The sequence below is a fragment of the Shewanella mytili genome (assembly GCF_046765975.1).
GTDB lineage: Bacteria > Pseudomonadota > Gammaproteobacteria > Enterobacterales > Shewanellaceae > Shewanella > Shewanella mytili.
On record NZ_JBKOUD010000026.1, the window covers coordinates 1 to 4056 of the forward strand.

2 rRNA genes are annotated in these 4056 nt (G+C 48.4%); both read left to right on the forward strand.

Going from position 1 to position 4056, the window contains the following annotated elements:
* The first annotated feature begins 95 nt into the window (after nt 1-95).
* Nucleotides 96-3026, forward strand: a 23S ribosomal RNA gene (locus ACIDEJ_RS15085).
* Nucleotides 3027-3087: 61 nt separating this feature from the next.
* Nucleotides 3088-3203 (forward strand): 5S ribosomal RNA (gene rrf, locus ACIDEJ_RS15090).
* Nucleotides 3204-4056: the final 853 nt, after the last annotated feature.

A 4056-nucleotide genomic window follows, 5' to 3' on the forward strand; every position in this document is an offset into this window, starting at 1 on the left:
TGTTCTTTGAAAACTAGATAACAATAAGTAATACATTCACATTGAATGCAATGCAAAGTTCATCACACATAGTGATTCTTTCTAAAGTAAGAAATGGTTAAGTTAGAAAGGGCGCACGGTGGATGCCTTGGCACTAGGAGCCGATGAAGGACGGGACGAACACCGATATGCTTCGGGGAGCTGTAAGCAAGCTTTGATCCGGAGATTTCCGAATGGGGAAACCCACTGCTCGTAATGGAGTAGTATCCATACTTGAATACATAGAGTATGAGAAGGCATACCCGGGGAACTGAAACATCTAAGTACCCGGAGGAAGAGAAAGCAAATGCGATTCCCTGAGTAGCGGCGAGCGAAACGGGAACAGCCCAAACCAAGAGGCTTGCCTCTTGGGGTTGTAGGACACTCTATACGGAGTTACAAAGGAATGATATAAGCGAAGAGGTCTGGAAAGGCCCGCCAAAGAAGGTAACAGCCCTGTAACTGAAATGTTGTTCTCTCCAGAGTGGATCCTGAGTACGGCGGAACACGTGAAATTCCGTCGGAATCCGGGAGGACCATCTCCCAAGGCTAAATACTCCCTAGTGACCGATAGTGAACCAGTACCGTGAGGGAAAGGTGAAAAGCACCCCGGAAGGGGAGTGAAATAGATCCTGAAACCGTGTGCCTACAAGTAGTCAGAGCCCGTTAACGGGTGATGGCGTGCCTTTTGTAGAATGAACCGGCGAGTTACGATCCCGTGCAAGGTTAAGCAGAAGATGCGGAGCCGCAGCGAAAGCGAGTCTGAATAGGGCGCATGAGTACGTGGTCGTAGACCCGAAACCAGGTGATCTACCCATGTCCAGGGTGAAGTTCAGGTAACACTGAATGGAGGCCCGAACCCACGCACGTTGAAAAGTGCGGGGATGAGGTGTGGGTAGGGGTGAAATGCCAATCGAACCTGGAGATAGCTGGTTCTCTCCGAAATAGCTTTAGGGCTAGCCTCAAGGTAAGAGTCTCGGAGGTAGAGCACTGATTGGACTAGGGGCCCCTACCGGGTTACCGAATTCAGTCAAACTCCGAATGCCGATGACTTATCCTTGGGAGTCAGACTGCGAGTGATAAGATCCGTAGTCGAAAGGGAAACAGCCCAGACCGCCAGCTAAGGTCCCAAAGTATACGTTAAGTGGAAAAGGATGTGGAGTTGCTTAGACAACCAGGATGTTGGCTTAGAAGCAGCCACCATTTAAAGAGTGCGTAATAGCTCACTGGTCGAGTGACTCTGCGCCGAAAATGTACCGGGGCTAAACGTATCACCGAAGCTGCGGACTGTTCTGACGAACAGTGGTAGGAGAGCGTTCTAAGGGCTGTGAAGCCAGACCGGAAGGACTGGTGGAGCGCTTAGAAGTGAGAATGCCGGTATGAGTAGCGAAAGACGGGTGAGAATCCCGTCCACCGAATGCCTAAGGTTTCCTGAGGAAGGCTCGTCCGCTCAGGGTTAGTCGGGACCTAAGCCGAGGCCGAAAGGCGTAGGCGATGGACAACAGGTTGATATTCCTGTACCACCTCCTCACCATTTGAGCAATGGGGGGACGCAGGAGGATAGGGTAAGCGCGGTATTGGATATCCGCGTCCAAGCAGTTAGGCTGGGAAATAGGCAAATCCGTTTCCCGTAAAGGCTGAGCTGTGATGGCGAGCGAAATTTAGTAGCGAAGTTCCTGATTCCACACTGCCAAGAAAAGCCTCTAGCGAGGTGAGAGGTGCCCGTACCGCAAACCGACACAGGTAGGCGAGGAGAGAATCCTAAGGTGATCGAGAGAACTCTCGTTAAGGAACTCGGCAAAATGACCCCGTAACTTCGGGAGAAGGGGTGCTTCTTAGGGTGTTAAAGCCCCGAGAAGCCGCAGTGAATAGGCCCAGGCGACTGTTTAGCAAAAACACAGGTCTCTGCGAAGCCGTAAGGCGAAGTATAGGGGCTGACGCCTGCCCGGTGCTGGAAGGTTAAGAGGAGCGCTTAGCGTAAGCGAAGGTGCGAATTGAAGCCCCAGTAAACGGCGGCCGTAACTATAACGGTCCTAAGGTAGCGAAATTCCTTGTCGGGTAAGTTCCGACCCGCACGAAAGGCGCAACGATCTGGGCACTGTCTCAACGAGAGACTCGGTGAAATTATAGTACCTGTGAAGATGCAGGTTACCCGCGACAGGACGGAAAGACCCCGTGGAGCTTTACTGCAGCCTGATATTGAATGTTGGTACAGCTTGTACAGGATAGGTAGGAGCCTTGGAAACCGGAGCGCTAGCTTCGGTGGAGGCATCGGTGGGATACTACCCTGGCTGTATTGACCTTCTAACCCGCTGCCCTTATCGGGCAGGGAGACAGTGTCAGGTGGGCAGTTTGACTGGGGCGGTCGCCTCCTAAAATGTAACGGAGGCGCCCAAAGGTTCCCTCAGAATGGTTGGAAATCATTCGCAGAGTGTAAAGGCACAAGGGAGCTTGACTGCGAGACCTACAAGTCGAGCAGGGACGAAAGTCGGGCTTAGTGATCCGGTGGTTCCGCATGGAAGGGCCATCGCTCAACGGATAAAAGCTACCCCGGGGATAACAGGCTTATCTCCCCCAAGAGTCCACATCGACGGGGAGGTTTGGCACCTCGATGTCGGCTCATCGCATCCTGGGGCTGTAGTCGGTCCCAAGGGTTGGGCTGTTCGCCCATTAAAGCGGTACGCGAGCTGGGTTCAGAACGTCGTGAGACAGTTCGGTCCCTATCCGTCGCGGGCGCAGGAAATTTGAGAGGAGCTGTCCTTAGTACGAGAGGACCGGGATGGACGCACCGCTGGTGTACCAGTTGTTCTGCCAAGGGCATCGCTGGGTAGCTATGTGCGGACGGGATAAGTGCTGAAAGCATCTAAGCATGAAGCCCCCCTCAAGATGAGATTTCCCATTCCGCAAGGAAGTAAGATCCCTGAAAGATGATCAGGTTGATAGGTCTGAGGTGGAAGCGTGGTGACACGTGGAGCTGACAGATACTAATAGATCGAGGACTTAACCTATATTCTAATGTGAAGCATGAACATTGTTATCTAGTTTTGAGAGAACATTCTCTCCATCAGGTTTGGTGGCGATAGCGAAGAGGTCACACCCGTTCCCATACCGAACACGGAAGTTAAGCTCTTCAGCGCCGATGGTAGTTGGGGGTTTCCCCCTGTGAGAGTAGGACGCCGCCAAGCTTCTATAAGGATCAGTTCCAGCCGGAACTGGTCTTTTTTGTGTTTTTGAATGACTTGCTTCTATATAATAGGTTCGTAAAGTGAGAATACGTTGTTCCCTCACTAATTGCTAAATAAATCCAACTTTACGTTCCTTCAATTTAACACGTCAGTCATCATATGAACCAGCAGCTCAAATTATCAAGGGTCATTAAAAGCATAGAAAACCTCTCCTTGGACTAAATAGACGTAAAGAGGTGATGGTATAGGGACACGAGATAGAAAGGCACCCCACCCCAAAGGGGATAGTCAGCCATTGTTGGATTTTTAACTTAAAAGAAGAGAAAAGAAACAAACAATAATAATGATAAGCTGTTGAGTGTTTGAAGCAGCAAAAAAATAATGTGAAACGATTTGTTGAAAAATAGTAAAGACCAGTAATTATTTTTACACTTTTTTATGCAAAAAAGATTTCTCAGAAAAATAAAATAATAACAGAATTTCTTTTTTGAATGTTTTTTATCCAGAGATATATGAAATAAAACAAGGATATGAAAGCTTCTAAATTGCTGTTTTTGCAGTGCTAGAGCCTTATTAGTGCTCTTTTTAACAAAAAAACATAAAAAAATGAAAAAAAGGCTTTTAAAAAGATGAGACAAGTGGTAAACTTCTTTAGGTGCCTTAACGAAAAGGTGAAAAAACAGCTTTAAAATAAATTCAAAAATTATTTTAAAAAAGTCTTTACAAACAATATCTTATCGTTATATAATACTATTTGTCAGATCGAGAGACACTTCGAAACGACACAATATGGAGGATTAGCTCAGCTGGGAGAGCATCTGCCTTACAAGCAGAGGGTCGGCGGTTCGAGCCC